Raw genomic sequence first — 23,219 nt, 5'->3', positions numbered from 1 at the left:
GGCGGGCGGGGCGCCACCGCGGCCAGCGCCTGCAAGTCAGCGAGGGGAGTTTCCCGCTTGCGCTTGGGCAGCTCCTCCCGCTTCCAGCGCATGATCTCCTCTAGGATCCGCCCCTTCTCCTGCAACAGCCGGGTACGTCGTTTCGCCATATCTTCTGTCCCCAGTGAGACCACACAGCGTTCCACAAGCTTCTATCGCCATCGCGCCCGTATGACGAACGACAGACGATAGATGGCGGAGGCTGCACCTTTTATTCCCTGAAGGATTGCGAGAGCTCGACGAAGGCGTCCAGCTTACGCAGGGCAGCGCCGGAGTCAAGCACCTCCCGGGCCCGTTCCAACCCCACGCGCAGATCGCCGGTCCCCGTTGCCAGCGCCGCGGCCGCGTTCAGGAGCACCACGTCCCGGCGCGGGCCGCGCTCCTCGCCGGAGAGGATACGCCGGCAGATGGCCGCGTTCTCCGCCGCGTCGCCGCCGCGCAAATCCGCCAGCGAGGCCCGGGGCAGTCCCAGCTCGGCCGGATCCAGCTCGAACGTCTCCACCTGCCCATCACGCATGTGACTTACCCGATTGACGCCCGTGGTGGACAGCTCGTCCAGGCCGTCGGCGCCGTGCACGACGAACGCGGCTTTGCTCCCCATCTCCGTCAACACCCGGGCCATGACCTCCGTCAGCGCCGGATCGTACACGCCCAGCACCTGATGCGTGGCGAAGGCCGGGTTGGTCAGCGGCCCCAGGATGTTGAAGACGGTGCGCACCCCCAGCTCCCGGCGGGGACCGATAGCATAGCGCATGGCCGGGTGGAAATTCGGGGCGAACAGGAAGCCGATCCCGATCTCATCGATGCAACGGGCGACCTGCTCCGGCGTGAGCTGGATGTTCACCCCCAGCGCCTCCAGGACATCGGCCGAGCCGCACTTGCTGGAGACGGAGCGATTGCCATGTTTGGCAACGGGCACCCCCGCGCCGGCCACGACGAAGGCCGCCGTGGTGGAGATGTTGAAGGTCCCGGAGCGATCCCCGCCGGTGCCACATGTGTCCACGATCGGGCCCTCATGCTGTATCGGCACGCGCACCGCGTTGCGGCGCATGGATCGGGCGCACCCGGCGATCTCCTCCACCGTCTCGCCCTTCATGCGCAGGGCGACCAGGAACGCCCCGATCTGGGCGGGTGTGGCCTCCCCGGACATGATGACATCCATCGCCGCCTCGGCCTCCGCCAGCGACAGATCCTGCCGGTCCAGCAACTTCGCGATCACCTCTTTCATCGTCCCCTTCCCCCTACGCATTATGCAACACGCAATTACGCATTACGTATCATGTGTTGCGTGTTACGTGTTACGTGTTGCGTGTTGCGTGCTACGTATTGCGTGCGGCGTGTTGCGCAGCGTGCACCTTCACAGCCAGGAAGTTACGCAGCAAATCATGCCCATACTCGGTCAGGATGGACTCCGGATGGAACTGAACGCCGAAGATGGGATACTGCCGATGGCGTAGCCCCATGACCTCCCCCTCAGAGGTGAAGGCGGTGACCTCCAGCTCCTCCGGCACCGGCTCCGCCACGATGAGCGAATGGTATCGGGTGGCCGTGAACGGGCTGGGGATCCCATCGAAGATCCCTTTGCCCGTATGGTAGATCGGCGACGTCTTGCCGTGCATGAGTCGCGGGGCGCGTGTCACCCGGCCGCCGAACACATACCCGATGCATTGCTGCCCCAGACACACCCCCAGGATCGGGATATGTGGCCCCAGCCGGCGGATCACCTCGTTGGAAACGCCGCTATCCTTCTCCGGCGTACCCGGCCCCGGCGAGATCACGATGTGCGAGGGCTGCGCCGCGGCGATCTCCTCCACCGTGACCTGATCGTTGCGCCAGACCTTCAGCTCCGCGCCCAATTCGCCCAGGAACTGCACCAGGTTGTACGTAAATGAGTCATAGTTATCAATCACCGCAATCATCATGACCTCCTCGGCCCGGAGCCATAAGTTGGCAAATCAGCCGCCTAAGACGCAGCGGCCTCTTTCGCCCGCTTCTTCTTCGCCCTTTCCGCCTTTCGACTGATCCGGTTCCATACGCCTGCGAGCCCCATCGCCTTCTTGGCCAGCATCAGCGTCTCCTTGGCCTCCTCCCGCGCCCGCATCGTGCCATCGTAAATCACCTCGTCCACGAAGCCGGATCGCGCGGCGAACTCCGCCCGCCGCTCCCGGATGGGATCCAGGAAGTTATTAAGGGCGATGGCCAGCTTCTCCTTGACCTCCACATCCCCCACGCGGCCCTGGCGATAGCGTTCCTTCAGGTCCTCCACCTCTTCCTTGTTCGGGTTGAAGATATCATGATAGATGAACACGGGATTCCCCTCCACCCGGCCGGGGATGTCGGCCCGGATGCGGTTCGGATCCGTGTACATGCGGAAGACCTTCTTGCGCACCGTCGCCGCGTCGTCCGAGAGGAAGATGGCGTTGTTGAGCGATTTCGACATCTTGGCCTTGCCATCGATCCCCACCAGCGTGGGCACATCCCCGATCATGGCCTCCGGGATGGGGAACACCTCGTCATACAGGTAATTGAAACGACGGGCGATCTCCCGGGTGATCTCCACGTGAGCCTCATTGTCTTTGCCGACGGGGACCAGATGGGCTCGCGGCATGAGGATATCGGCCGCCTGCAACACGGGATATCCCAGGAGCCCGAAGGGCATCTCCGTCAGATCCGCCGCGCGAGCCATGTCCTTCAAGCTGGGAAGCCGGCTCAAACGAGGCACCGTCACCAACATCTCGAAGAGCAAGTTGAGCTCATACACCTCGTGCACGGCCGATTGCAGGTAGATGGTGGACTTGGCCGGGTCGATGCCCACCGCCAGGTAGTCCAACACCATCTCCCGGGCGTTCTCGGCGATCCGCTCGATGTCCTCCTTGCCCGGCCGCGTGGTGAGCATATGCAGGTCGGCGATGAGGAAGAAGCACTCGTACTGGTCCTGCAGGCGGACCCGATTGACCAGACTTCCCACGTAGTGCCCCAAATGCATCTTGCCCGTGGGCCGATCTCCCGTAAGAACTCGTTTGCGCTCCATAAGTGATCCCTCCTAGACGACTTTGTCAGGGTGATGCAGTACGTGTTACGTATTACGTGTTACGTATTACGTATTACGTTTTACGTATTACGTTTTACGCTTTACGCTTTACCCCCTACGCTCAATGTGCACCACCTGACAGGAATGCGTAAAACGTAAGGAGTAAAACGTAATCGCTCTTCGCCCCCCGCCTACACCAACCCCCGCTCCGCCTGTTCAACGGCGAGGGCCAGGGCGCGAGCTTTGTTCATCGTCTCATTATACTCATAAGTCGGCTCGCTGTCGGCTACGATGCCGCCCCCCGCCTGGATGTAGCAGACGTCCCCCTGCATCACGATGGTGCGAATGGCGATGCAGGTGTCCATGGTGCCATCGTAGTCCACATACCCCACCGCGCCCGCGTATGGCCCCCGGCGTATCCCCTCCAGCTCCTCGATGATCTCCATAGCCCGCACCTTGGGGGCGCCCGACACGGTCCCGGCGGGGAAGGTCGCCTTCAGCAGATCAAAGGCGTTCATATCCGGCCGCACCACGCCCTGCACGTCCGATACGATGTGCATGACATGCGAATAGCGCTCCACCGTCATCATGACCGGGACCTGAACCGTGCCATATTCGCACACCCGGCCCAGATCGTTACGCCCCAGATCCACCAACATCACATGCTCGGCGCGCTCCTTGGGGTCCGCCAGGAGCTCCTCCGCCAGCCGGGCGTCCTCCTCGGGCGTTTCGCCGCGCCAGCGCGTCCCCGCGATCGGATGCAGATAGGCCATGCGCCCCTCCAGCCGCACGTGCATCTCCGGCGAGGAGCCGATCAGCCGAACATCGCCGGGCATCTCCAGCAGGAACATGTAGGGAGACGGGTTCAACATGCGCAGTGCCCGGTAGATGGTGAGCGCATCCGCCCGAGTGCGACGGCGCAATCGCTGGCTGAGCACCACCTGGAAGATGTCGCCGGCCACGATGTACTCCTTGGCCACGCGCACCATCTCCTCATACTGATCCTGGGTGAAGTTCGACTCCCACGGATCGTCGGTGGCCACATTCTCCAGCCTCGGCACATGCAACGGCTGGCGCAGCCGATCCACCACGCCCTCGATCCGGGCGACCGCCTCCACATACGCGGACGTCAGGTCCCCCTCCAGACGAGCGTTGGCCAGCACCAGCAACCGATGGCGCACATGATCGAACACGACCAGATTATCGGCTAGAAGGAAGGCGGCATCGGGCAGGTCGGGACGATCGTCAATCGCCGTCTCCGGAAGCCGCTCGATGAAACGCACGGTATCGTACCCCCAGTATCCCACCGCGCCACCGGTGAAGCGAGGCAGCCCCGGCAACTGGACAGGACGACGCCGTTCCAACACCTTCTGCAGCTCAGTGAACGGGTCCGTGCCGGATCTCTCCTCCAGCACGGCGCCCCCGCCGGACGTCAGGCGCACCCGATCGCGCTTGCACAACAGCGTCATCGGCGGCTGCACGCCGATGAACGAGTATCGCCCCAACTGCTCGCCCTTCTCCACCGACTCCAGCAGGAACGACGGCCCACCGTTCCGCAGCTTGATATAGACCGAGACCGGCGTCTCCAGGTCGGCCGGCAGCTCTCGATACACCGGCACCAGGTTCCCACGCCCGGCCAATCGCTTGAACTCGTCCAAACTCGGATGATACATCCTCTCACCCTCCGGGCGGAACAGCGCATCCCGCATCACACTGAGATGCTGATCCGCTCATTCGCTGACTCGCCTAAAAAAACATCCTCGCCCCGATTCGCTCAGGGACGAGGACGATATGCGTTCCCCGCGGTGCCACCCTGCTTAGGCGGCGTCCGGGAAATGAAAAATCCCCCGTGAAGCACGGAGGGATCCCGTTCGCCAGCCTCACTCTACAGGTACGGGGCCGACTGCGCCTTTGGCGCCGCCCGATACCCAGCTCCCAGATAACGGTGGAGTCTCCGGAGGAGCCTACTCGGTTTCCCTTTCGGTCCCCAACTCCCCGGCCCATTCACCGCCTGCGCTGCTACCGGGCTCACACCTTACCCCGGCTCTCTGAAGCCCGCTTTGGCGGCTACTCTTCCGGTTCACAGTTGTTACACTCTTCAATTGGCACGCGGATTATGCCATATTCCCCGACTTCTGTCAAACGATTGACTTTCCTCACATGCGCCTCTATAATGCTCCACGGCAACAACGCCTCTCTCTGGAAACCAGAATCCCGTGGATCTCCCCTCCATGTGAAAGGAGTCTTGAGATGCCCGAAAGCCACGTCCTGTATACCAGCGACTTTCTACTGAGCGCTCGCACTCTCGTGCTGGCAGGACAGGATCTGCAGGAGGCACTGGCCGAGAGCGACCCGGCCGCGATCGAGTTCGCGATCACGGAGATGGAGCAAGCCTACACCCGCTACGATCAGGCGAGCGAGCGGTATCACATGTTCATGCTGGGCCGCCTGGGCACTACCCGATCGGCCGCGCAGGCCGAACGGGTCAGCGTGGACGGCCTGGCCAGCCTGGTGACGGACTTCCAGGTGGCCTACGTGCTCGTGGCGGCAGGTCAGGCGGTGGGCGAGGGGGAACCTACGACGCCGGACTCCCGCACCATCGCCACCACACCTCCATCGCTGACCGAGGCGCTGGGGGCGCTGGAGGAGACGACGCGGGCGCTCCGACGTCCGCTGACGGAGCCGATCACCCAGCCACCCTCCGCCACCCGCGGGATGCTCCGTCCGGCCGAGGCGCCAGAGGTGGAGGCCTTCCGATCCCTCTCCCTGCAAAAGGCCGTCCAAACGTTCCAGGCCGTCACTTCCGAGACGCTGGAAGCGCTGGTCGAGGGTGTTCACCAGGCCATCATGGCCTGCGCGGAGGCGCTCTCCCGCCTGGATGAGGACGCGGTCCTCCGGGCCCTCCAGATGCTGGGGCTGGAGCTGGAACAGATCCCCAACCTCGGGCGTCTGATTCGGCTGGGTGTCGACCGGCTGAAAAAGGCGATCACGGCACTGACCTCCTGGCTGGGCGAGGAGGCGCTGGACTCGCTGAAGGAAAAGATCGAGAACATGCTGCGGCGGTGGCTGAGCGGGGATCAGCTCGATGCCACGTTGCGCTGGGCACTGGCCGTAGAGGATACCCAGCAACTGGCACAGACGGCCCTGGCGCAGCCCAGCCTGACGGTGGAGAAGCTGGACCAGACCGCCACGGAGATCAAGCTCCTGCGCACCCGTTTCGACAATCACGTGGACCTGATCACGCAGGCAGCCCGGACGGTCACGCTGATCGGGGGACTGCTCACCACCGTCCTGGGAACCCAGGCCATGCTCCTTTCCGCTGTTGCATACCTGGCCGTCATCACGTGGGCGGTGGGCATGGGCATCGACTACGCCGACTCGGGCCGGATCCTCGACCGGGTCGAGGGGGTGGGCACCATCATCCGGAGGTTGCTCCAGTAACCCCCCGGACCGATCGGCCCACGGGCTCCCGCACACGATCCACGGGAAACAAAAACGGGCGTCGGGGAAGAGCCCCCGGCGCCCGTGTGCGCTTTCCCGTGCCCCTCAAGAGCCCGAATCGGCCAGCTCCATGGCGGCCGCGGCCTCGGCGGCCTCTCCCTCCAACTCCTCCTCCGGCTCGATCTTGCGGATCTTCTCCGGGCTCGTCACACGATCGATGAATAGCACCCCGTCCAGGTGATCGATCTCATGCTGGAAGACGCGGGCCAGGAACCCATGCGCTCGCACGCGCACCGGGCGGCCAAACCGATCCTGCCCACGCACGACCACCATGGTATGACGCGGCACGTCGCCCACGTAGCCCGGAATGGAAAGGCAGCCTTCCTCCCCCTCGACGATCTCCCGGGCGGCCTTCACGATCTCCGGGTTGACCATCTCATACAAGAGGGTGCCCGCCTCGGGATCCTCCTCGTCCTTGGGCACCTCTACCACGATCACGCGCTGCAACACACCCACCTGCGGCGCCGCCAATCCCACCCCAGGGGCCTCCCGCATCGTCTCAATCATATCGTCGATGAGCTGCCCTAGCTCCGGACCAAACTCCCGCACCTTGCGCGATCGCTGGCGCAAGATCGGGTCCTCAATCGTGATAATCTGGCGCACCGCCATATAGCACCCCTTCTACACCACTTTCACAACATAGTCGATTATAATTCCACGAGCGTGAGAGGTCAAACACGGGCACGATCGGTGGCACATCCCGCCAATCGCCCCATTCTACCACTTCCCAAAGCCCCCCTCCCGATTTATAATCCAGCAGGAGCCCACAATGACCACAGAAACAGGAAAATCATCGACGGGGGAGGCGGGGAGAGGGGGCGAAGCTCACTCGCCGACCCAACGGTTGCTATGGGGCATCTCCCTCCTGATCATCCTCGGGATCATCATCGTCGCTCCCGGCGGCCTGCTGAGTAAGGCAGACCGCGTCGGGTACGCGGTTTGCCACCAGATCCTCGATCGCACCTACGTGCTCGGTGGGCGGCCGCTGCCGTTGTGCGCCCGATGCAGCGGACAGTACCTGGCCGCGCTGGGCGGGCTATTGTGGCTGGCGGCCACAGGCCGCATCCGCGCCGGGCAACTGCCGCGGCGCTCCATCCTCGCGATGCTTCTGGCCTTCCTCGCCATCTGGGGGTTCGACGGCCTCAACTCCTACCTGACCTTCTTCCCGGGCCTGCCGCACCTATACGAGCCGAGCAACCTTCTGCGCCTGGCCACAGGAACTCTGGAGGGCATGGCGCTGACGGCCCTGTTCCTCCCCTTCTTCAACCTCACCGTATGGCGTCGCCCTCTGGCTCAACCTACGCTGCGAGGCTGGCGGGACTTGCTGGGATGGATGCTCCTGTCGACGCTGATCGTCCTGGCGATACGGAGCGAATGGGCATCGCTGCTATACCCGGCCGCCCTCCTCAGCGTCCTGGGCGTCCTGGCCTTGCTGACCATGGTGAACACCATGATCGTGGCGCTGGCGCTGCGCAGGGACGGCGTGGCCGAGACCTGGGGGGACGCGGCGATGGTGCTCGTGCCCGGGCTGGCGCTGGCCCTGATGGAGATCCTGGCTCTGAACCTGATACGGGGCGCCCTATCTCGCTGGCTGGGCCTTCCCTTCTAGACCACCCGTCGTCTAAACGTCAGCCACCTGGTAGTCACGGAGCATTGCAGACTTACGCGCTCTTTGTTATAATCGAACCGGTTCCATCTCCCGTCTGCCGCTCAACGGATCGCAGCTCATCAGGAGGAAACTCATGGACATCGGCAAGGCTCTCACCTTCGTCTTCGAGGATCCCGAGTGGACGTCGAAGGTCCTCATCGGCGGCCTCATGGTCCTGGGAGGGGTTCTGCTCTCCCCGATCCTCATCGGCTTTTTCTTCTTCTTCGTTCTTCAGGGCTACGCGGTCGAACTCTTCAAAAACGTACGAGACGGCGTGGAATATCCACTGCCACGATGGGACAACTGGGGAGACAAGGCGGTCACAGGTCTTAAACTCTTCGTCATCTTTCTGATCTGGAGCCTACCCATCATCGTGATAGCGGTTATCTCCGCCCTCTTCTCCGCGCTCCTGGGCAACACGGATCTGGAAGGACTGGCCGCCATCCTCTCCATCTGTCTCAGTTGCATCTCCACCATCTGGAGCATCCTGCTGGCGCTGGCCGTCCCGGGGATCCTCAACCTCTTCGCCGAGACGGAGGAGATCAGCTCCGGGCTCCGATTCGGGGAGATCTTCGCCTTCACCCGGGAACACATCGGCAGCATCATCGTCGCCCTGATCGGGAGCATGGTCGCCGGCCTCGTGGGCGCCATCGTCGGCACCCTCCTGTGCGGCATCGGCCTGCTCTTCGCGGGCTTCTGGGCGGCGATGGTGGAGTTCCACCTGTTCGGCCAGGTCGCACGGCAGGCACAGGCCCCGGCGGAAATCCCTTCCGCAACCGTGTGATACGATCGCCTGGTGGCATAAAGAAAGGGCCCGGCCGAGAGGTCGGGCCCTCTTTTCTCCCACCGCCCTCCTTCAAGAGGGCAACGCCAGCTCCCCAAAGAGGATCCGGGCCAGCGTCTCGGCCTGGGTGAAGTCCGGGATCAGCAGGTCGGCGCCGGCGTTGATCAGCCTCTGTCGCTTTCGCTCGTTCCAGCCGCGCCGGCGCACCTCATCCGAGGCGACGCCCAACGCCAGCGCCCCCCGATCCTTCGCCTCTCGGATCTCCACCGGGCCATCGCCCACCACCACCAGCTCGGCCCCGTGCAGGTCGTGATCATCCAGGATGCGCTGGATGATACGAGCTTTGTCATGTGCCTCGGTCTCGTCCAGGGCGCCGTAGATTCCGCCTGAGAACAGGTGGACGATCCCCAACGCGCCGGCCTCCTCCATCACGTACTCGTGATCCGTCCCCGACGCCAGATAGAGGATGACATCCCGCTCGACCAACAGCTCCAGGAAACGACGGGCGCCGGCGATCATCAGGTCATCGACGGTGACCTCGCCGCGCTCCAGGCGGCCCAGGCGCTCTCGCACTGGCCGCAGCAGCCGCTCGTTGTAGATGGCCTTATACTCCCGAGCCGAGCGCGGCTCCCTCGCCAGGCCATGCCGCCGCACGGCCTCCGCCAGCCACTCCATCTGCCGGATGGTCAGGATGCCGGTGGAACGATCCACGTACTCCGCCACCTCCCGTTCGATGGCCTCCCGCCGCTCGGGCGGCACATCGGCGCCATCGCAGATCATCTCCACCATCAACGGCCGCATGATCCCCTCCCAGCCCTGTCGGATGGTGGAGATGGTGCCGTCGAAGTCGAAGAGGGCGTGTCGAATATGTCCCAGGGATACGTTCGGATTCAGTACTTCCAGCCAGTCGAAGGGCGTCATGAGGCGTCCTCCACTCGTTGGGCCAGCTCCAGCCGCTCACGCAACTCGTCAGGAGAGGCGGTGCCGGTCTGATTCAGCTTCTCCACCACCACGGCCGCGGCCAGGTTGCCCAGGCTCCCTGCCTCCTCCAACGCGGCCCCGGCAGCCAGCGCGGCCCCCAGAGCCGCCAGGAAGGCATCCCCCGCGCCCACGATGTCCAGCGGCGGGCGCACCGGAGCGGCGGGCAGATGCACCGTCCCATCCTCACGACAGAGCAGCGCGCCGTCCGATCCCAGCGTGACGAAACAAGGGCGTCCCGACCGACGGGCCAACGCCCGGCCCATCTCCTCCACCATGGATCGATCGATGACCCCCTTCCGGTCGGGGGCCATGGCCTGAGCCAGCTCCAGCTCGTTGGGCTTCAGGATCATCGCCCGGAACTCGCCGATATGCTTGCGGGAGTCCACCACAAAGGGACGTTCCGGATCGGCCGCGGCCATCTCGATGAGCGCCGCTCGCACGCGCGGCGTGATCACGCCAGGGTCCAACTGATCGCCGAGAATGACGGCATCAGCGGCCGCGATGGCGCCGCGCACCGCCTCGATCACCGCATCCTCCAGATCCGCCGGCAGGGGGGCGAAGTCCTGGAAATCCAGGCGGCTGTCTTCCTGTTCCACATCGCCGTAGCCCCGCCGGATGGGCTTGATGTACGTGGGCGTGGTGCGCTGGAGGGAGCGCACCACGGCGGAGAGGTCGATGCCCCGATCCGCCAGCTCACGCATCAGGATCTCCCCGCGCCAGTCATTCCCCAGCACGCCGATGGCCTGAACGTGCCCCACCCCCAGCGCGGCCAGGTTGGCCGCCACGTTGGCCGCGCCGCCGGGACTGTAGGTCTCCGTCACGATGGGCAGCGGAAACCGCGGCGTCTCCCGGGACAGCTCGGAGCGGGTCATATCCGCGTACCAGTAAGCGTCCAGACACAGATCACCGATGAGCAGAACGCGAGCTCCAGCCAACGCCGACAGCATCTCCTCCAGGCGCTGGAAGGTCAATGTGCTCATGTCCATATCCTCTCCTCTCGAGGATGAAAGACGGAAACCGAAGGACGAAAGCGCTCGCCCCTCGCCTACCGTTCCTCGCCTGTCCCAAAGAAGTGATCCTCCAACATGGCGCAGAGCGTGTGATAGATCAGGACGTGTTGCTCCTGCACGCGATCGGTGCGTCGGCCGGGAGCCTGGATGGCGACATCGGCCAGCCGGCCGAGCTCGCTCTCCCGCTCCCCGGTCAGCGCGATCACGCTCAGGTTCAGCGCGCGGGCCACCTGGGCCGCATGACAGACATTACGAGCGCTGCCGCTGGTGGAGATCCCCAACAGGACATCGCCCGGCCGCGCCAGCGCGTACAGCTCCTGCGCCAGCCCCATGGCGCGCTGGGGGTTATCGTTATCCACCGCGCTGGCCAGCGAGAGGTTCGCGCCTAGGACGACGGCGCGCAGCCCCTCCTCCAGATGCTTGGAGACGAAGCGGCCCTCCGGGACGTTTGCAAAGCGCCGACGGATCCCCTCGGGCAGGGGACGGGGGCGGGCATACGATTTGAGAAGCTCTCCGGAGATATGCAACGCGTCGGCCATGCTGCCCCCATTGCCGCATAGGAAGAGGATCCCGCCCCGCTCCAGGCTGCGCGCGATGAGGATGAACGCGCGGGCCAGCGCGGGCGCGACCACCTGCAACGCGGGAGAGCGCTGCACCAATGCATCGAGCTGAGCCGCCGCGGCGGGGAACTCCCGGGCCAGCATCTGGGTCGGGTCGCTGATCTCCAAACGTTGCGAGGGCACCGGCACCCGATCCAGGGCGTCCACCACGCGATGATGCAGGTTCGGGATGGTCTCTCGATGATCCCCTGTGATATGGAATCCCTTGCCGCCCAATGAGGTCGGACGATTGACGATGTTCTTGCGCGGTCGGTAATAATAGGCGGGGTCGTCCATGCCCACCTTGCTGCGATAATCGCCCAGGGGGATCAGGTCGAAGTTGGCGGTGGTGATGTGCGCGACGGTGTGGCCCAGATTGCGAGCGATGGACAGCGCCTTTAGGAACACCTCCGGCCCGGTGACGGCGGACCCGAAATTGAGGAAGACGCCCCCCTCCAGCTCGCTGACGGAGGCGCAATAGATCTTGAAATCCTGTCCGGATGCCCACCCCAGGATGCCGAAGTCGCACGCCGGATGCTGGTGGATGATGTCCGTGCCGATGGTAGCATGCACGGTGAAGGGGATGCCCAGCCGGTAAGCGGTGTAGGCGATGCTGATATCCCGGCATCGGAAGCGATCGTCCTGAGCGATGAAACGGCCGATGGATTCGCCGTAGCCCATCCCCAGACGCGCCCCCTCCCGCAGCGCCTGATGCATCAGGGCGCCGGTCTCCTCCACCATGCCGAACGTGCCGTCCTCGATGGAGGTGGCGACATCCTCACTGGTCTCGCCGATGAGGGCCAACTCGAAATCGTGGATGGAACCGGCGCCATTGGTGGCCACATGGGTCACGATGCCGCGCTCCATCAGGTCGATGAGCAGTCGGGAGAGGCCGCACTTGATCACGTGGGCCCCCATCATCCAGATCACGGGGCGGCCGGCCCCCCGGGCGGCGATGATCCGATCGGCCACCTCGCCCAGCTCCGGGTTATCGAAGGGAGGAGCGGGCGCGTCCGGATCGATGAGATCGGCCAGGGTCACCAGGTTCCGTCGCTCACCCAGATGATAGGTGCGAATACCAGTCAACTCCAACGCTCGATAAGGCATAAGACACTCCTGTCACTGATGATGAAGGTCAACCCCGTTCACCCACGCAACACGCAATACGCAACGCAAACCCGCCCCCGATTATCGCGCCCGGTCGCGGGCAGGGTCAAGGAGCAAGCCCATACGGGGAGGGAAACACGCCGCCTGCGTCGGAGCGCTTTGACCCGGCCCCGACCGAATGTTAAAATATTAGCATGGCTCGCCGAATTTCCGAGAAACTCCAGGCCAAACTGGACACGGTGCCCTCCCGCACGGGTGTCTACCTGATGAGGGACGCGCGTGGGAGGGTGATCTACGTGGGGAAGGCGGTCAACCTGCGAAGCCGCGTGCGCTCCTACTTCCAGTTGTCCGCCGGCCACAGCGCGCGCACGCGCCGCCTCGTCCAGGATGTCGCCGACCTGGAATGGATCGTCACCGACACGGAGCTGGAAGCGCTCATCCTAGAAAACGAGCTCATCAAACGCTACCAGCCCCGCTACAACGTGCGCCTGAAGGACGATAAGAATTATCCTTATATCAAGGTGCACTGGCAAGATGACTTCCCCAAGGTCACCATCGTGCGGCGCATGGCGCGAGACGGCGCGCGATACTACGGGCCCTTCACCTCGGCGGCGGCCGTTCGCCAGACCCTGGACGCGCTGCGTCGGGTCTTCCCCTTCCTGGACTGCAACCGGGAGATCACCGGAAAGGATGCACGGCCCTGCCTGTACTTCCACATCAAGCGCTGCGCGGGCCCCTGCATCGGCGCCGTCACCCGCGAGGAGTATCGAGAGATCATCCAGGGGCTGTGTGACTTCCTGGAGGGCAACACCGACGCGGTGCTGGCCGATCTCCAACGCAAGATGCAGCAGGCGGCCGAGGCCTGGCAATTCGAGCGAGCCGCCCTCTATCGCGATCAGATCCAGGCGGCAGAGCGGATCGTCGAGCGGCAAAAGGTGGTCTCCGGGAAACAGGAGGACGAGGACGTCGTCGCCTTCGCCTACGATCCCCGCCAGGACGAGGCCTGCGTGCAGGTCTTCCAGGTCCGACGAGGCCGGCTGATCGGCCGGGAGACCTTCGTCCTGGACGGCGTCACGACGGAGGAGAACGGCGAGCTGCTGGGGGCCTTCCTCAAGCAGTTCTACGACGAGGCGGCTTACATCCCACCTCACATCCTGCTCCCCCTGGACCTGGACGAGCGGCCGATCATCGAGCAGTGGCTGCGCTCCAAGCGAGGATCTCGCGTCACCCTGAAGGTGCCCCGTCGCGGTCCCAAACGACAGCTCGTGCAGATGGCCGTGGAGAACGCCCGGGAGACCCTACAGGCGCTCCAGGCCCAATGGCAGGCCGACACCCACCGGCAGACGGAGGCGCTGGCGGAGCTGCAGGAGTACCTGGGGCTGGACTCGCCGCCCTCCCGTATCGAGTGCTACGACATCTCCACGCTACAGGGCACCCACACGGTCGGAAGCATGGTGGTCTTCGCCAAGGGCGTGCCCCTCAAGTCGGACTATCGTCGGTTCAACGTGCGATCGGTGGGGCAGGCCGGTCAGCCGGATGACTACGCGGCCATGCGGGAGGTGCTGCGTCGCCGGTTCCGTCGCGCCGTGGAGGCCGCCGAAGGCCCCGATCCCGGCCAGAAGGCCCGCAAGCGAGATGCCGTGTGGTCGCGCCTCCCCGATCTGGTCATCGTCGACGGCGGCAAGGGGCAGCTCAACGTGGCGCTGGAGGTGCTGGAGGAGTACGGGCTGCGTGAGGTTGTGCCGGTGGTGGGGTTGGCCAAGCAACACGAGGAGATCTTCCTCCCTGACCGATCCGATCCTGTAATCCTGCCGCGCGGCTCCGAGGCCCTCCACCTGGTGCAGCGCATCCGGGACGAGGCGCACCGATTCGCCATCACCCACCAGCGTAATCGCCGCCGCAAGGCCGCGTTGGCCTCCGCGCTGGATGAGATCCCCGGCATCGGCCCTAAGCGGCGACAGGCGCTGCTCCGGCGCTTCGGCTCACTGGACGCCATCCGGCAGGCCTCCGTGGAGGAGCTGGCGGCCGTGCCCGGCATGACCCGCGCCGCCGCCGAACAGATCAAAGCCCATCTGTAGGGCAGGGACAATCCGGCACGCAAGACCCCCGGCCTCTCGAGAGAGCCGGGGGTTCGTCCGTCAAAGCCTTACACCCTCAGGTCAACCCGATCAGACGGCCGACCTGGAAGACGATCGTCGTGATGATGGTCGCCACGATCAGCGGCACCACGATGCCCAAGACCGTCCACTTCAGGCTGCGCGTCTCCTTCCAGGTGGCCCACGTGGTCACCAGGCAGGGCAGATACAACATGTAAAAGACCATGAACGTGTACGCCGTAAGCGGCGTCCAGCTGGCCGCCAGATAATCCAATACCGCCTGGGAATCCGCCAGGCTGGACTGCAGGCCGTAAGTCATGGCCAGGCTGGGCACGACGATCTCCTTGGCCGGCAGGGTGAACAGCAGAGCGGCCATAGCCTCGCCGCTAAGCTGCCACGGCCGTCCCAGCGGCTCGAGCAGGCGCACTAGCCATCCGATGGGCGTCTGCTCAAAGGGCACGCCGCGTGGGAAGTTCCCCATCAGCCAGATCAACACCACCGTCGGGGCGGCGATCTGGATGGCGCGCCCCATGGTGTCCGCCACCTTGTCCACCAGCACCCGCCAGACCACAGGGCCGATCTGCGGCGTACGATACGGCGGCAGCTCCAGCACGAAGCCGCCCGGCTCATCCCGAAAGATCGTGCGGTTCAGGAGGAACGTCGCCAGGAAGACGGCCATCAGGCTGAGCAGGACCAGGCTAATCATCACGGGAACGGCATTCTGGCCAAAGAGGATGATCACCAGCACCACACCCGCGCCGAAGCGACCGTTGCAGATGATCAGCGGGCTGGTGAGGATGGCCACGATCCGGTCCTTCTCATTGTCGATGATGCGAGCCGACATGATGCCCGTGATGTTACAACCATAGCTCATGGCGCAAATCAGACATTGCTTCCCCTGCGAGCCTACGGCTCGCATCACCCGGTCCAGGTTGAACGCCACCCGCGGCAGGAAGCCCCAATCCTCCATCAGAGCAAAGAGGGTGAAGAAGATGACCATGGGCGGGAGCATGACGCTGATCACCGCCCCCAAGCCGACGATGAGGGCGTCGACCAGTAACCCCTCCACCCACCAGGGCGCGCCGATGCCCTGCAGCAACACACGGGTCGTGTGAGCCAGCCAGTCAAACCCGGTCGCCAGCCACTCCGAGGGGATATTCGCCCCCTTGATCGTGATCCAGAAGACAGCCGCCAGCATGGCCAGCATGATCGGCCAGGACCAAAAGCGGTGCGTGATGATCCGATCCAGCCGCTCCGTCAACCCCGCGCCGAAGGTGTCGAACCGTCGCACCGTCCGCTGCACGGCCTCATGCGCGACGGCGTAGCGTCGTCGCACGATCTCCACGCGAGCGTCCGGCGTCATGCCCTCCGCGATCGCCTCCGCCTCGGCCAGGATCGTCGCCAGCTCCGAGTCGGGGGCAGGATTTACGGGCGCGGCCGCCTCCTCGTACAAGATGTCCTTCTCACGCGCCAGGCAGCAGGCCGAGAGATCTCCCACCCGGAACGCCGTGGTGATCTCCGGATCATCCTCCAGCAGCTTCAGCGCCAGCCAACGGCTTCGTCCGTTCACTCCCAGCGAGCGGATGCGCTCCGCCAAATGGTCGATCGCTCGCTCCAGTGCCAGCCCATAATCCACGCGAATCGGGCGCGTGGGGCGACGACCACGCGCCACATCCAAGGAGATGGCGATCAGCTCCGGAACTCCCGTGCCATCCCGGGCGACGATGGGCACCACCGGCACGCCCAGGAACTTCTCCAGGGCCTGCGCATCCACCTCGATGCCGGAGCGCTTCGCCTCATCGATCAGGTTCAACGCGATGACCACCCGATCCGTCAGCTCCAGCAGCTGCAGCGTCAGGTTCAGATTCCGCTCCAGATTGGTGGCATCCACGATGTCGATGACCACGTCGGCGCCGCCCTGGATGACGAAATCCCGGGCGACCACCTCCTCCGGAGACTGAGCCGCCAGGCTATAGGTGCCCGGCAGGTCCACGACGTGCACCGTCTCCCCTTGAAACTCAAACTCGCCGAACGCCAACGCCACCGTCTTGCCCGGCCAGTTGCCCGTGTGCTGCCGCTGCCCCGTCAGCGCGTTGAACAGCGTACTCTTCCCCACGTTCGGGTTTCCGGTCAAGGCGATGACAATCACATCCTCTCGTCGTCCCTCCCCCGCCAGCTCCGCCAGGACCGCCTGTGCATGTGCGTGATGCGACATCATACCTCAACGCTCCTTTTCCCTTCCCATCCTGACCCTTTCCATACCCCGCCTTGCAAACCACGTCCGGAGCAGCACACACTGAAACGTGAGACGGAGAGAAAACACCAGCGAAAGCAGGACAACCCCTTTCCTAATCCGTCGGCAGGCCATCCTGCGGCATCACCAGGATCCGCGCGGCCTCCCGCCGGCGCAGGGATATGGAGGCTCCCTTGACCCGATACTGGATGGGGTCTCCCAAAGGTGCCGTGCGCACGACCTCCACCTCCGCGCCGGGCACCAGCCCCATATCCAGCATACGCCGCAGCGTCTTCCCCGTCTCCTGCACTTCCACGACGACCCCTTGCTGTCCCACGCGCAGGCTGCTCAGCGGCACCGCGTCGGGGGGCGCCTCCTGGACGAAGATGCGCTCGGCAGCCGCCGGAGCCAGGGGGACCGTCAGATCATCATACCGGACGCGCAGCCGGTCTCCCTCACGATGCTCGATGACTAGGCGAACGCCTGGCGACAACCCCATCGCGAGCAGCTGGGCGAACAAGGCAGGCGGCTCGTCCTCCATATGGGTGATGAGCGCGGGCTTCCCCTCCGGCCACGCCGTCAGGGGATCGCCCACCTTCTCCCGCATCTCCCCCTCGCGATCCGGGATCGGATCCCCATGAGGATCTCGCGTGGGAAAGCCCAACTGCTCGTCCAGGCGATCAGCCTCCTCCGGCGTCAGCGAATGCTCCCGCCGATGCGCCTCAGCGTGCACCGCCTCCAGGGGAACATCCTCCTCCTCGGCCAGATAGCGCTCCCAGAGTCGATGCGCCCGAGTGAGTTGAATCGCACGCGCTCGCCCCGCCTCGGTGATCCGAACATCGCCCGCCGGCTGCCGCACGACCCAGCCGGCGCGCTCCAACGGCTCCAACATGCGCTCCAACGTGGACGGCGCCTGGTGCGCCGCATCGGCTAACCGCCGCATCCCGATCGCCTGGCCCTCCGGCACCAGGTCGTACAGCTCCTTGAGGAAGTCCTCCATCGCCTCACGTCGATGGCTCTGATGCATCTCCCGCCGGCCGCGATAGAGCCATAGGAGAGCGATCGTTTCGAGAAGGATCACCCCGATCAAAAGCGCCACGACGAAGAAGGGCATCTGGATCATAGTCTCCCTTTCCTCTCATGTCATGCGAGACGAGCTCAGGCAGCGGGAAGATCGTCGGCAGCCGGCTCCGTTACCAGGATCCGGCCGGCCAATCGCGAATCGATCACGCGCTCACATTCCCCCACGCGAATGCGCACACGGCCCTCCGGCGTGGGATCCTCCAATCGGACCACCCGCGTCCCCGGCCGTATATCCCATCGCGCCAGTCGGCGCAGGGTCCCCGGCTCCTGCTCGACGACCCGCACCACGATCATCTCCCGACCGGAAGGACACCGATCAAGCGGCGTCCCCTGCATCTCCCGGGCCTGCAAGTCCGGCGTGGGAATGGGGTCGCCGTGGGGATCCGCGATCGGCTCCCCCAACGCGGCGGCCAGTCGCTCCTCCAGATCCTCCGAGATCACGTGCTCCAGCCGATCGGCCTCCTCGTGCACCCGATCCCAGGGGACGCCCAGGACATCGGCCAGGTACAATTCCAGCAGGCGATGATGTCGCACCACCTCCAACGCGATGCGCTCACCATCGGGGAGCAGCGTGGCGCCCCGATAGGGCACATAGTCCACCAAGCCCAGAGCGGCCAGCCGCTTGAGCATATTGGTGACCGAGGCCGGCCTCACCTCCAGAGCTGCCGCCAATGCCGTGGTGGTGGCCGCCACGCCGTGCTCCTGCAGATTGTAGATAACACGCAGGTAATCTTCCACAGCCGGACTGCGCATGTTCGCCTGCCCATAGTGCCCGTCTGGAAAGGCCGGGATCCAAGATTTAGCCTGTGCTAAATTATAGTCGAGAATAGCAGCCTGTCAAGGGGAGAGATCCGAAGCGTTTCCACCTTGCGCTGGGGAGCGCTGTCCAGAGCGCACCAGGGAGATGAAGACGTCCTCCAATGTGGGCGACACCTGCTCCAACGAGCGCACGGTGATGCCGGCCGCGGACAGCGCCGCCCGGATGGGGCCGATCGCCGCGGTCGCGTCAGCGACGGTGACATGCAACAACAGCCCATACAGGGCGACCTCCTGCACCTCGGGTAGCGGCATCAGCACATCGATGGCGGCCATGGAGGGCTCGCAGTCGATCTCCAGGATCTGCCCACGCATCCGGGTCTCCTTCAGATCGTCAGGGGATCCCAGGGCGACCAGCCGACCCTGGTGGATCAGCCCCACGGTGTGGCAACGCTCAGCCTCGTCCATGTAGTGCGTGGTGACCATCACCGTCACGCCCTCTTCGGCAAGCCCATAGATCATGTCCCAAAAGCGCCGCCGCGAGGTGGGATCCACCCCGCTGGTGGGCTCATCCAGGAAGAGGATAGGCGGGCGATGCAGGATGGCGCACCCCAGCGCCAGCCGTTGGCGCACGCCGCCGGACAGGTGCCCCGCCAGCTCTCGCTCGCGTCCGGTCAGCCCCGCCATCTCGATGAGCTCCCGCACGCGCCTTTTGCGCTCCCGGCGCGGCACCTGATACACGCCCGCGTAGAACTCCAGGTTCTCACGCACGGTCAGGTCCTCATAGAGCGAGAACCGCTGCGACATGTAGCCGATGTGCTGTTTGACCCGATCAGGATACCGTGCCACGTCGATGCCCAGGATGCGAGCCGTGCCCTCACTGGGGGAGAGGATGCCACACAACATGCGGATGGTCGTCGTCTTGCCGGCGCCGTTCGGTCCCAGGAAGCCGAAGACCTCCCCGCGCCGGATGCGGAACGAGATGTGATCCACGGCGACGAAATCGCCGAATCGACGCGTCAACCCCTCGACCTCCACAGCATAGGGCGATGTGCTCATCGCTCCCTCTCCGCTCGCGCCGTCAGCTCCATGAAGACATCCTCCATGGATGGAGACACCCACCGCAGGGAGCGCACCTCCACGTCGGAATCCTCAAGGGCCCGCTCCAGAGCGGGGCGAACCATCCGCTCGTCCTCCACGAAGAGATGCAGCACGTCCCCCATGACCTGCACATCGACCACGCCGGGTATATCCCGCGCGATGCGCCGGGCGGCCTCCCACGGCCTGGCCCGTAACGCCAGCACCCGCCAGGGGAAGCGCCGCTTCAACTCGTCCGGCGTCCCCACGGCCAACAGCCGCCCTCCTAAAAGGAACGCCACCATGTTGCACCGCTCGGCCTCGTCCATGTATGGCGTGCTGACGAGGATCGTCACGCCGCGCCCCAGCAGCGTGTAGAGGATCTTCCAGAGATCACGACGGGCGACCGGGTCCACGCCTGTGGTAGGCTCGTCCAGCATGAGCACCTCCGGCTCATGGATCAGGGTGCAGGCCAGGGCCAGCTTCTGCTTCATCCCACCGGAAAGGTGCGCGGCCCGGCGACGGCGAAACGGGCTCAGGCCGGCGAACTCCAGCAACTGGACCATGCGCTCCTCCCGCTGGCGAGGCGGGATGCCGAAGATGTTCGCAAAGAAGCGGATGTTCTCTTCGACGGTGAGGTCCTCGTACAGGGTGAAGCGCTGAGACATGTACCCCGCGCATTCATGAACGCGGTCGACCTCCCGAACCACATCGTGCCCGGAGATCCTGGCCGTGCCCGCCGTGGGGGGCAGGATGCCGCACAACATGCGGATGGTCGTCGTCTTGCCCGCCCCGTCCGGCCCCACAAGGCCGAAGATGCAGCCGCGCGGCACGCGCAGATCCAATCCGTCCACCGCCACGATCTGGCGGCCGCCGTGCGCGCTCGTGAAGTGCCGGGTCAAACCCTCCGCCTCGATCGCATACCCGGCGTGAGCCACATCGCGTTCCGTAAGCGCGTGACGAGTCCTCTCCATCATGCCACCGTCTGCTTACGCATGCGCAACACGGCCAGCGTCAGCGTCACCGGCGCGAAGAGGCAGAGCGCCAACACCGGCTCACGCAGCGCCTCGATGCCCACCCCCTTGATGATCACGCTGCGCGCGATGATGAGGAAGTAGCGCAGCGGGATCGCGTAGCTAACCATCTGCAGGAAGGCCGGCATGGCGTCCAACGGGTAGAAGAAGCCAGACAGGAAGAGCGAGGGTACGATGGTGAAGAAGCTGAGGAACATGGCCTCCTGCTGCGTCTGCGCCGCGCTGGAGATCATCAGGCCGATCCCCAACGCGGTCACCAGGAAGAGCAACGACAGCTCCACCAGCAAGAGCACGCTCCCGTTGATGGGCACCTTGAACCAGAGGGTGCCGATCAGCAATACCTCGCCCAGATCGAAGAACGCGACCAGGACATACGGGAGGATCTTCCCGACGATCAGCTCCGAGGCCCGCAGTGGGGTGACGATCAACTGCTCGATGGTGCCCTTCTCCCGCTCTCGTACCAACGCCAGCGCGGTGAGGAGCATCGCCAGCGTCTGCAGGATCATGCCGATGAGGCCGGGGATCATGAAGTTGGTGCTCTTCAGTTCCGGGTTGTACCAGACGCGGGCCCGCACCTCCGGCCCATGGACGGCCTGTCCCCCCAGGCGGTGCTGGATCATCTCCAGGGCGATGCTCTGTCCCACGCTCTGCGCGGCCGCATACGCCGTATTGGCCACCGTTGGATCGGAGCCGTCCACCACAAAGCCGACCTGGGCGGTGCCGTTTCGCGCTAGATCCCGCCCGTAGCCGGGCGGGATAATCAGCCCCACCCGCACCTTGCCCCGATCCATCAGGTCTCGCAACTCCTCCTCGCTCTGCGGATAATACCTGGGGATGAAGTAATCCGTCGCTCGATACGCGTCGATCAGCGCCCGGCTCTCGGGCGTGCGATCCCAGTCCAACACGGCCATGATCACGTGTCCGACATCGTTGGTGGCCGCGTAGCCCAGCAACATCAACTGCATAATCGGGATCAGGAACATGGTGGCCAGCGTGCGCGGATCACGGATGATGTGCAGGAATTCCTTGCGAGCAATGGAGAGCGTTCGGGTCAACATGTCTCCCCTCCTGCTCCCAGGCCATGAACCAACAGATCGGCCAGTTGATCCGGCAGATCCGGGTCGCCCTGCGTGATGACCGGCTCACCGCTCAAATCCATGACCATCAAGCCCAGGAAGAGCCCCTGCAGGACGAGCGTCATCTTCTCCGGATCGGCCGGGCGTAGCTTCCCTAGGGCGATCTGCCGCTCGATATACGGCTGCAGGGCCTCCTTCGTCACCTGGATCACGCGCTGCAGAAAGGCATGGCGCAATTCCTCCTGGGCGAGCAACTCCGGCAGGACCGCTCGCACCACGTCCACATTGCGCCTGAAGAGCGCAAACCGTCGGCGTAACACCTCTCGCAGGAAGACATCGGGGGGCTCCTCCCCGGCCTCCAGGGTGCGGGTCAGCGCCTCGATCTCGGCCAGGCGCTCCAACATGGCGACCAGGAGGGCCTGCTTGTTCTCGAAGTAGTTGTACAGGGTGCCCTCGGACACGCCGGCCTCGGCCGCGATCTCTCGCGTGGTGGCCCGGTGAAATCCCTTGCGAGCGAACACCCGGGCGGCGGCGTCCAGGATCTGCGCCGTCCGCCTCTCCACACGCCGCTCCCGGGCCGCCGCGCGGCGTTCCGCCCTCTCATCCCTCCGCATCCCCTCGATCACGGCAACCTCCTCCCAGGACGCTCACGGCCGATGACGACGGGGTTGTCCTTGCGTCCCTCCATCCCCCGCCCAAGCCACCGGCCTCCGACCGACTCAAATTTGAGTGAGCGCTCACTCAAATTCATTATACCCCGGGGAGACGGGGGCGTCAAGAAATAAGCCCCGGCCACACAGATGATCGTGCAGCCGGAGCCTGTTTGCCAGGACCACACTCCGCCTCCTCGGCGGGCTACCCCTCTACTACCCCCCCCTGGGCCGGGTCCATCGCCCTGCGTAGCAACTCCTGCAGCACGCGGGCGGATTCGGCCAGAGGGCCGCCCGGCCCCAGCCCCAACCTCTCGAGCGGCTCTATCCGCCCGTCCAACAGCAACTGTCCCAGTTGAGAGCGCGCTAGATCACGCAAATCCTCCACCAGAGGGTCCCGCACCCGATGGTCATCGACGATCCGACCATCCTGCATGGTGAGGATTCGCTGCGCGCTGCGCGCCACCCGGGGGTCATGGGTGACCACCACGACAGTCACGCCCTGCTCCCGATT

21 protein-coding genes are annotated in these 23,219 nt (G+C 64.9%); 4 read left to right on the top strand and 17 right to left on the bottom strand.

Annotated elements, in window-relative coordinates; genetic code table 11:
- From GXP39_14255 to trpE, 5 genes are all read right to left on the bottom strand, one after another.
- Nucleotides 1–149: indole-3-glycerol-phosphate synthase TrpC (locus tag GXP39_14255; protein ID NOZ29195.1), on the bottom strand; the 149-nt coding region annotated here is incomplete at its 3' end.
- Between the two features lie 101 nt (nt 150–250).
- A complete protein-coding gene (gene trpD, locus GXP39_14250; protein NOZ29194.1) occupies nt 251–1,267 on the bottom strand; it encodes an anthranilate phosphoribosyltransferase in 1,017 nt (338 codons plus the stop codon).
- A gap of 91 nt (nt 1,268–1,358) precedes the next feature.
- Nucleotides 1,359–1,958: an aminodeoxychorismate/anthranilate synthase component II gene (locus GXP39_14245; protein NOZ29193.1), complete on the bottom strand. Its 600-nt coding sequence runs from the start codon at nt 1,956–1,958 to the stop codon at nt 1,359–1,361.
- A gap of 44 nt (nt 1,959–2,002) precedes the next feature.
- A complete protein-coding gene (gene trpS / locus GXP39_14240; GenBank protein ID NOZ29192.1) occupies nt 2,003–3,070 on the bottom strand; it encodes a tryptophan--tRNA ligase in 1,068 nt (355 codons plus the stop codon).
- A gap of 191 nt (nt 3,071–3,261) precedes the next feature.
- A complete protein-coding gene (gene trpE / locus GXP39_14235) occupies nt 3,262–4,743 on the bottom strand; it encodes an anthranilate synthase component I (GenBank protein ID NOZ29191.1) in 1,482 nt (493 codons plus the stop codon).
- 577 nt (nt 4,744–5,320) lie between these two features.
- Here trpE and GXP39_14230 point away from each other — a divergent pair.
- Nucleotides 5,321–6,511: a hypothetical protein gene (locus GXP39_14230; GenBank protein NOZ29190.1), complete on the top strand. Its 1,191-nt coding sequence runs from the start codon at nt 5,321–5,323 to the stop codon at nt 6,509–6,511.
- 105 nt (nt 6,512–6,616) lie between these two features.
- Here the strand turns inward: GXP39_14230 and def are convergent, their stop codons facing one another.
- Entirely contained in the window at nt 6,617–7,180 is a 564-nt protein-coding gene (gene def, locus GXP39_14225) for a peptide deformylase (GenBank protein ID NOZ29189.1), read from the bottom strand.
- A gap of 160 nt (nt 7,181–7,340) precedes the next feature.
- On the opposite strand from def, the gene GXP39_14220 reads away from it, so the two are divergent.
- Together GXP39_14220 and GXP39_14215 are read left to right on the top strand one after the other, a co-directional pair.
- Nucleotides 7,341–8,180 (top strand): DUF2085 domain-containing protein, encoded by an 840-nt coding sequence (locus tag GXP39_14220; GenBank protein ID NOZ29188.1) that lies wholly within the window; start codon nt 7,341–7,343, stop codon nt 8,178–8,180.
- Between the two features lie 133 nt (nt 8,181–8,313).
- Nucleotides 8,314–9,003 (top strand): DUF4013 domain-containing protein, encoded by a 690-nt coding sequence (locus GXP39_14215; GenBank protein ID NOZ29187.1) that lies wholly within the window; start codon nt 8,314–8,316, stop codon nt 9,001–9,003.
- Between the two features lie 72 nt (nt 9,004–9,075).
- Here GXP39_14215 and GXP39_14210 read toward each other — a convergent pair whose 3' ends face one another.
- The 3 genes from GXP39_14210 to GXP39_14200 all read right to left on the bottom strand — a co-directional run bounded on the left by GXP39_14210 (nt 9,076) and on the right by GXP39_14200 (nt 12,700).
- Entirely contained in the window at nt 9,076–9,924 is an 849-nt protein-coding gene (locus GXP39_14210; GenBank protein NOZ29186.1) for an HAD family hydrolase, read from the bottom strand.
- Nucleotides 9,921–10,964: a sugar kinase gene (locus tag GXP39_14205; GenBank protein ID NOZ29185.1), complete on the bottom strand. Its 1,044-nt coding sequence runs from the start codon at nt 10,962–10,964 to the stop codon at nt 9,921–9,923. The genes GXP39_14210 and GXP39_14205 overlap by 4 nt, the downstream gene beginning before the upstream one ends.
- A gap of 65 nt (nt 10,965–11,029) precedes the next feature.
- On the bottom strand, nt 11,030–12,700 hold the full coding sequence (locus tag GXP39_14200; protein NOZ29184.1) for an SIS domain-containing protein: 1,671 nt from the start codon (nt 12,698–12,700) through the stop codon (nt 11,030–11,032).
- 194 nt (nt 12,701–12,894) lie between these two features.
- Between GXP39_14200 and uvrC the strand changes: the two genes are divergently transcribed.
- The gene (gene uvrC / locus GXP39_14195; protein ID NOZ29183.1) at nt 12,895–14,778 is read left to right on the top strand and encodes an excinuclease ABC subunit UvrC; all 1,884 of its coding nucleotides are present in this window, start codon (nt 12,895–12,897) and stop codon (nt 14,776–14,778) included.
- A 76-nt stretch (nt 14,779–14,854) separates the two neighbouring features.
- On the opposite strand, the gene feoB is transcribed toward uvrC, so the two are convergent.
- The 8 genes from feoB to GXP39_14155 form a co-directional block, all read right to left on the bottom strand.
- Nucleotides 14,855–17,014, bottom strand: coding sequence for a ferrous iron transport protein B (feoB, locus tag GXP39_14190; GenBank protein ID NOZ29182.1), 2,160 nt, complete (start codon nt 17,012–17,014; stop codon nt 14,855–14,857).
- Between the two features lie 130 nt (nt 17,015–17,144).
- Nucleotides 17,145–18,152: a hypothetical protein gene (locus tag GXP39_14185; GenBank protein NOZ29181.1), complete on the bottom strand. Its 1,008-nt coding sequence runs from the start codon at nt 18,150–18,152 to the stop codon at nt 17,145–17,147.
- A 35-nt stretch (nt 18,153–18,187) separates the two neighbouring features.
- Nucleotides 18,188–18,865 (bottom strand): metal-dependent transcriptional regulator, encoded by a 678-nt coding sequence (locus tag GXP39_14180; GenBank protein ID NOZ29180.1) that lies wholly within the window; start codon nt 18,863–18,865, stop codon nt 18,188–18,190.
- 84 nt (nt 18,866–18,949) lie between these two features.
- A complete protein-coding gene (locus GXP39_14175; GenBank protein ID NOZ29179.1) occupies nt 18,950–19,927 on the bottom strand; it encodes an ABC transporter ATP-binding protein in 978 nt (325 codons plus the stop codon).
- Entirely contained in the window at nt 19,924–20,919 is a 996-nt protein-coding gene (locus tag GXP39_14170; GenBank protein NOZ29178.1) for an ABC transporter ATP-binding protein, read from the bottom strand. The genes GXP39_14175 and GXP39_14170 overlap by 4 nt, the downstream gene beginning before the upstream one ends.
- The gene (locus GXP39_14165; GenBank protein ID NOZ29177.1) at nt 20,919–22,037 is read right to left on the bottom strand and encodes an ABC transporter permease; all 1,119 of its coding nucleotides are present in this window, start codon (nt 22,035–22,037) and stop codon (nt 20,919–20,921) included. Before GXP39_14165 ends, GXP39_14170 begins: the two co-directional genes overlap by 1 nt.
- Entirely contained in the window at nt 22,031–22,681 is a 651-nt protein-coding gene (locus GXP39_14160; protein NOZ29176.1) for a TetR/AcrR family transcriptional regulator, read from the bottom strand. Before GXP39_14160 ends, GXP39_14165 begins: the two co-directional genes overlap by 7 nt.
- Before the next feature lie 229 nt (nt 22,682–22,910).
- Nucleotides 22,911–23,204 (bottom strand): hypothetical protein, encoded by a 294-nt coding sequence (locus tag GXP39_14155; GenBank protein NOZ29175.1) that lies wholly within the window; start codon nt 23,202–23,204, stop codon nt 22,911–22,913.
- Nucleotides 23,205–23,219: the final 15 nt, after the last annotated feature.

This window comes from Chloroflexota bacterium, from assembly GCA_013152435.1.
Classification (GTDB): domain Bacteria; phylum Chloroflexota; class Anaerolineae; order DUEN01; family DUEN01; genus DUEN01.
Note: the sequence above shows the minus strand (reverse complement) of the source record. Positions and strands in the feature narration are given on the sequence as shown.